The organism is Belliella filtrata (assembly GCF_022549775.1).
GTDB classification, from domain to species: Bacteria; Bacteroidota; Bacteroidia; order Cytophagales; family Cyclobacteriaceae; genus Belliella; species Belliella filtrata.
In genome coordinates, this window is the sequence record NZ_JAKZGP010000036.1 from 43,394 (window position 1) to 50,061 (window position 6,668).

The 6,668-nt window shown below is 37.9% G+C and carries 5 protein-coding genes; 2 read left to right on the forward strand and 3 right to left on the reverse strand.

The annotated features are described in order from the left end of the window. Nucleotides 1-37: 37 nt before the first annotated feature. The 3 genes from MM239_RS13520 to topA all read right to left on the reverse strand — a co-directional run bounded on the left by MM239_RS13520 (nt 38) and on the right by topA (nt 4,312). Nucleotides 38-736: an SIR2 family NAD-dependent protein deacylase gene (locus MM239_RS13520; protein ID WP_241348780.1), complete on the reverse strand. Its 699-nt coding sequence runs from the start codon at nt 734-736 to the stop codon at nt 38-40. A gap of 13 nt (nt 737-749) precedes the next feature. Further along, the gene (locus tag MM239_RS13525) at nt 750-1,928 is read right to left on the reverse strand and encodes a carboxypeptidase-like regulatory domain-containing protein (protein WP_241348781.1); all 1,179 of its coding nucleotides are present in this window, start codon (nt 1,926-1,928) and stop codon (nt 750-752) included. Between the two features lie 65 nt (nt 1,929-1,993). Next, nucleotides 1,994-4,312: a type I DNA topoisomerase gene (gene topA / locus MM239_RS13530; protein WP_241348782.1), complete on the reverse strand. Its 2,319-nt coding sequence runs from the start codon at nt 4,310-4,312 to the stop codon at nt 1,994-1,996. 161 nt (nt 4,313-4,473) lie between these two features. Here topA and MM239_RS13535 point away from each other — a divergent pair, with 161 nt between their 5' ends. Beyond that, nucleotides 4,474-4,944, forward strand: a complete 471-nt coding sequence (locus tag MM239_RS13535; protein ID WP_241348783.1) for a SixA phosphatase family protein — start codon at nt 4,474-4,476, stop codon at nt 4,942-4,944. Nucleotides 4,945-5,238: 294 nt separating this feature from the next. Next, a complete protein-coding gene (locus MM239_RS13540; protein WP_241348784.1) occupies nt 5,239-6,306 on the forward strand; it encodes an agmatinase family protein in 1,068 nt (355 codons plus the stop codon). Nucleotides 6,307-6,668: the final 362 nt, after the last annotated feature.

Consider the following 6,668-nt stretch of genomic DNA (forward strand, 5'->3'; position numbering starts at 1 on the left):
GTTTAATTCAAAATCTATGTTTTTAAAAGGCACTTTTTTACTTATACAAATCCTCTATTAATTCATCCGCCATTATTTTTGTCCCTACTGAAGCCAATGCTTCAATTACCTGTAGGTTTTTGACTGGAGGAATTGCAGGAGATTTGATATCTATGAGGTACTTTTTACAATTTTCACTGGCATATTGAATGAGTCCAGCAGCAGGATATACCAAAAGTGATGTGCCTATAACAGCAAATATATCAGCTGAACTTGCAATTTCTGCGGCAGGCTCGATCATCGTTACCATCTCCCCAAACCAAACAATAAATGGGCGAAGTTGACTCCCTTTTTCGCATTTATCCCCAATATTGATTTCTAAAGAGTGCATGTTATAAATTAATCTGGGGTCAGCTGTGCTTTGAGATTTGAATAGTTCTCCATGAAGGTGGATAACCTTGCTAGAGCCAGCTTTTTCGTGCAAGTTGTCTACATTCTGTGTGATGATCGTCACATCAAAGTATTGCTCTAGTTTTGCCAAGATATGGTGAGCTTCATTTGGCTTTACACCATGTGCTTGTTTCCTTCTTTTATTGTAAAAATCCAAGACTAGACTTTTGTTTTTTCTCCAACCCTCGGGTGATGCCACTTCCATGATATCATGGCCTTCCCAAAGCCCATTAATATCTCTAAATGTAGCAATGCCACTTTCAGCAGAAATACCTGCACCCGAAAGAATAACCAGGTTCTTTTTCATGAGATTATTTTCTTTAAGGTATGAAATTGAAATCGAGGGGCAGTAAATCCCCTGTCTTCTGCCAACCTAAATAGCCTTCAAACAACAGGTCAAAAGGAGGGTAGTGGCTTCCGTTTTCATATAGCTCCACAGTACCTTTGGTCAAATGGATAATGCTTTCTTGGAAATCTGTTGGATATTTTGGCTTATAATTGACGTCTGGTTTTGCTTTTTTATACATCACTTGGATCAAATCTTCAAACACAAGAATCTTTTGACCATCTTCACCTATAGTTATATATTTACTTAAGTCTAGGACTTCATCACTCATATAATCGATGAATTTGGGCAGTCTTCTTAACCTAGAAAATTCTTCCATACTGTATGGAATGGGCTCTCCTTTTCTCAACTTCTCAGAAAGAAGGTTTAGCTCTTCTTCTGTAGGTCTGTCAGGGTTTGGTAACCTCTTTATTCTTCTCAGCTGAAAGCCTTCTTCTACAACAGTATTTTTATATATAGCCCGGATGAGGTGCATAGCGCTTCCCTCGTAGGCTTTATCTCTATTTCTAGTAATTTGTTTAGTTTTTCTATTTGATAATCCTTCCAAAGGTTTAAAGAAAATATACCCTGCATATAAGATTCTTTGATCTTGCTTGGTATACTCGAACTCTTGCAGCGTATATTCAATTAAGTATCCTAAACTTGCATTTTCAATTTGCAATGTTTTCTTTGAATTGACTAAGAGTGAGTTTCTTTTGGTCACATCATCTATAATCAAGTCTTTTTCGTTTAGTATTTTAGTTTTACTTGCATGAGTACTACTCCCTATGAAATGGTATTTAAATATTTCAAGGTTATGATACCAACTTGGATCTCTTTGAGCATCTACTAAAATCTCGTCCATAGATACTTCTTCTTCTCCCATTTGAAAACGATATAGACCAGGTTGGATTTTGGTACCATCTAGTGCAAATGTAATGGTGTGAAAGCCCATTGATTTTACGACAAGTTCATGCTTTCCATCTGAGATCTCTAGTGAAAATCTTCCTAGAGAATCACTAGTAGTACCCACACTTGTGTTGGTTAAAAATATCATGGCATAAGGAATAGGAGATCTATCAATTTGATTTTCTACTATACCATGAAGTATTGATTGAGAATGACCAGCTCCAATGCAAAACATTAATGCTGTAAAAATTGGCGTGAATTTCATGCTTGAAAATAGTGAAAAATGGGTAAATAAGAAAGGCAAGATTTATATCTTGCCTTTCGATCAACTTATTTCTTTTTAGTGAATTTACCTTTTTTCTTTTCAGGCTGATTCTCTATGATCTCAATGGTTTCAGCATAAGTCAGTTCAGCAGCCTCCTTATCTTTTGGGATTTTGAAATTATTCTTTCCAAATTTGATGTAGGGACCCCATCGACCATTTAGAATTTGAATTTCCTCATTTTCTTCAAACGTTTTGATATGCTTTTCTGCATCAGCTTTTCTCTTAGCCTTGATGAGTTCTACAGCTTCTTCTTCGGTGATGCTTAGGGGATCATATTCTTTCCCGAGAGAGACAAACTTGCTATCATGTCTTAGATAAGGACCAAATCTTCCAATTGCAGCCACGATCTTTTTGTCTTCAAAATACCCTACATCTCGAGGCAACTTAAACAATTCCAAAGCTTCTTCTAAAGTTACACTTTCTATGAATTGACCTTTCTTCAAACTAGCGAATTGCTTTTCCTCATCGTCTTGTTCACCTATTTGCGCCAATGGCCCAAATTTACCTAGCCTTACGATGATTTTTTTGCCAGTTTTTGGATCTACGCCCAATTCACGTGCGCTGTTCACATCTGCACGAGCAACATTGGCAGTCTCTTCTACACGCGTATGAAATGCTCCGTAGAAGTTTTGGATCATGTCTTCCCAGTTTTGACCACCATGTGCAATGTCATCAAACTCCTTCTCAACTCTTGCAGTAAAAGAGAAATCAATCACATTTGGGAAATGCTCCACCAAAAAATCATTTACCACCATGGCTATGTTGGTAGGGAATAATTTGTTTTTATCTGCTCCCGCTATTTCAGTTTTTGAATCTTTTTTAAACTGGCCTTTGCTGATTTTCATTTCAACATAATTCCTCTCATTTCCATCGCGAGATTCTTTGATTACGTAGTTTCTCTTTTGGATTGTGGAAATGGTTGGTGCATAGGTAGATGGTCTGCCTATGCCCATTTCCTCAAGTTTTTTCACCAATGAAGCTTCAGTATATCGAGGGGCAGGTCTACTGAATGTTTCACGACCCTTCATCTCTATAAGATCTAGTACTTGACCTATAGATAGTGGAGGTAAAAGTCCTTTTTCTGTAGACTCCTCATCTTCTGGTTCGTCATCCGTACTTTCTAAATACACTTTCAGAAACCCTTCAAATTTAATTACTTCACCACTTGCACTTAAAGTTTGAGGTAAAGTAGAAATGCCAATGGTCACCAAGGTTTTCTCCAACTCTGCATCAGCCATTTGAGAGGCAATAGCTCTTTTCCAAATCAGCTCATAAAGCCTTTGTTCATTCCTTTCCCCTGTGGTATTGTGCTCTGAAAAGTCCGTAGGCCTAATGGCTTCGTGGGCTTCTTGTGCTCCTTCATTTTTGGTGGTGTATTTTCTTGATTTATGAAAAGATGCACCATAAGCAGAAGTGATTTCATTTTTGGCAGCTACCATCGCATCTTCAGATAGGTTTGTACTATCAGTCCTCATGTAGGTAATCTTACCAGCTTCATACAGTTTCTGAGCCACTGACATGGTCTGAGCCACAGAGAAGCCTAGCTTTCTACTGGCTTCTTGTTGTAAGGTAGAAGTTGTAAAGGGCGCTGCAGGTGATTTTTTACCAGGTTTTTTCTCTAAATTCTTGATGGTAAATTCTGCATCAAGACATTTCTTCAAGAAGTCTTCAGCATCACTTTGCTCATCGAATCTTTTTGGCAATTCTGCCGAAAGGGTTTTTCCTTCTACATCAAAAAGTGCTGTAATTCTATAGGCTGATTTTGATTTGAATTTCTCAATTTCCCTTTCTCTTTCTACAATAAGACGGACAGCCACAGATTGAACACGACCAGCAGAAAGACCAGCTTTGATTTTTTTCCAAAGTATAGGTGATAGCTCGAAACCAACTAATCTATCTAAGATTCTTCGTGCTTGTTGCGCATTGACCAAGTCGTAATCTATGGTTCGAGGATTTTCTATAGCTTTCAAGATCGCATTTTTGGTGATTTCTCTAAAGACGATCCTTTTTGTACTTTCCTCTTTTAGCTTGAGTACTTCTTTCAAATGCCAACTGATGGCTTCTCCTTCGCGGTCATCATCACTCGCTAGGTATACAGTTTCTGCATTTTTCACCAATCCTTTTAACTGTTTGATCACTTCCTTTTTATCAGCTGTGACCTCATAGGTTGGCTTGAACTTATTTTGTATGTCGATTGCTTTGTCTCCCTTAGGCAAATCCCTGACGTGACCGTAGCTCGATGCTACTTTAAAATCTTTACCAAGGTAACCTTCTATGGTCTTTGCTTTGGCGGGTGACTCTACTATAACTAGATTTTTTGACATGCTTGTTTCGGATTTAAACAATGGATTCTTTTTTTCCAAGAACCAATTAAAATCTAAAAATAGATGGCTTTCTATTGTATTCCAAATTAAACTGTATTTCATCTCTGATTTGGCATGATTATTTCATCTGTTCAGTATAATTAATTAGCATATTGCATATCATGAAAAAGGTGCTTGGGTTATTGAGACACGGAGAAGCAGGGTTTGATTTTGAAAGTGATTTTCAGAGAGAGCTTACTGCAAAAGGAAGAAGTAAGTTGATAAAAATGAGCGATAGTCTCTTCAGAGCAGATTTTTCTCCTCAAAAAATCATCTCTAGTGCAGCTACCAGAACCATGCAGACCACGGAAATTATCTCTTATGGATTTCCAAATGCTGAAGTTACTTTTCATCAAGAACTATACGAAGCTGACTCCGCTATTATCACATCCAAAATATCAGAAATAAGTGATGAAGTTGAGACAGTCTTATTGGTTGGACACAATCCTGGCATAAGCTTGTTTGTATCTCAAATAGCAGATCAAGGATACCTAAGTATGGAACCAGGTATGATTATCATACTTGAGCTTTATATCGCGCATTGGAGTCACGTTGGCATAGGTACGGGAATTATCAAAGAAGTAATGATTTGATTTTTTTTAAACACCCGGTTTCACCCTATATAAGAGGGCTCAAGACTCATTTAAATATCAATAATCTACATGGATCTCTTTAATATTGACCAAGATTATTTTTACTGATATTGGATTTTTTTAGAAAGTTTTGAGCTTAGAAGATAAAAACCCACAACCTACTAACACTTCTGAAATGGGATAATCACATTTCTTTGTGTATTTTTGATAGGAGAAATAAAAATTGAAACAGCACTTTAAAAACAATTGTTAACTTATTAGAAACAAATAAATCTAAAGTATAATAAAAATAATATGTCCTTAAAACATCAAATAATTGAAAATTTTGACCCTAATGGAGTAAGTACGCATGATAGTCTTTTTGGATTGCCTTTCGATGAGGATACGGCAGAAATGATCATCATTCCCGTTCCTTGGGAGGTGACGGTTTCATATTCTCCAGGCACAGCTGATGGTCCTGAAGCAATTCTTAATGCCTCTATGCAGGTAGACCTTTATCAAGATGATATTAGAGATGCGTGGAAGCTTGGGATACACATGTTGCCTATTCCGTCAGCTATTAGGGAATTGAGTGATAAGCACAGGATTTTAGCGGCAAACTATATTCACTGGCTCGAAAAAGGATCACCTGAGGAAGATTTGGAGAGATTTGCAGCTGTTCCTGGATTGATCAACAAAGCTTCAGTTGAGATGAATGAATGGGTATATGAGCAAGCTAAAAAATACAGCGCTATGGGTAAGATGGTAGCCCTACTTGGTGGAGATCACAGCACACCATTAGGGTTGATCAAGAATGTAGCTGAATCAAATGAGAATTTTGGTATATTACAAATAGATGCTCACGCAGACCTTAGGGTTTCTTACGAGAATTTTGAGTTTTCTCATGCTTCAATTGCCTATAACGCATTGAAGCTACCGCAAATAAGTAAAATGGTACAAGTGGGTATTAGAGATTATTGTGAAGCTGAAGCCATTATGGCTAAAGAGAACAATAGAATTACCACTTTTTATGATAAGGATATCAAAAGGGATGGGTATGAAGGCAAGGCTTGGAAAATCATTTGCGATGAAATAGTAGCGCAACTTCCACAAGACGTATATGTCACCATAGATATAGACGGACTGGACCCAAAACTTTGCCCAAATACTGGAACTCCAGTAGCTGGTGGATTTGAGCTTGAGCAGGTCTTATATCTAATCAAAGAAGTAGTGAAGTCTGGAAGAAAAATTGTGGGCTTTGACCTAGTAGAAGTAGCACCTGGTGTAGAAGGAGATGAGTGGGATGGGAATGTAGGAGCTAGAGTTTTGTATCGCATGGCAAACTTGTATGCGGCATCTCAAGGAAGGTTGAATCTGAAATAAAAATAATTTTGACAGAAAAAATGCCTGCATTTAGCAATGCAGGCATTTTAATTGTGTGCCGTGCATGGTAACTAACTAGGTGGTGAAAGTCCACTGTGGGGGTTTGTAATCGCCAACCACTAGCCAATAGCAAGGGTGTCCATTGTGAGATGGAATCTGAAGGAAGCTGGCGGCAAAACTCTGCCCTGAGGAATACGAATCTCATCAGGCATATCCAATGGGACAAGACTGCATAACAAGTCAAAATCCAAAGATTACACGGACGTTGGAGTGTAAATGAGGCAGGGACATGGAGTGAAAGTGAGTTATCTTACCACGGGAGGTCTCATGGACGTGTGGAAACGGAGTAAGAAATACGGAGT

Coding starts and splice junctions, on each gene's coding strand:
- MM239_RS13540 (WP_241348784.1), top strand. CDS start 5,239: ATGTCCTTAAAACATCAAATAATTGAAAATTTTGACCCTAATGGAGTA.
- topA (WP_241348782.1), bottom strand. CDS start 4,312: ATGTCAAAAAATCTAGTTATAGTAGAGTCACCCGCCAAAGCAAAGACC.
- MM239_RS13535 (WP_241348783.1), top strand. CDS start 4,474: ATGAAAAAGGTGCTTGGGTTATTGAGACACGGAGAAGCAGGGTTTGAT.
- MM239_RS13525 (WP_241348781.1), bottom strand. CDS start 1,928: ATGAAATTCACGCCAATTTTTACAGCATTAATGTTTTGCATTGGAGCT.
- MM239_RS13520 (WP_241348780.1), bottom strand. CDS start 736: ATGAAAAAGAACCTGGTTATTCTTTCGGGTGCAGGTATTTCTGCTGAA.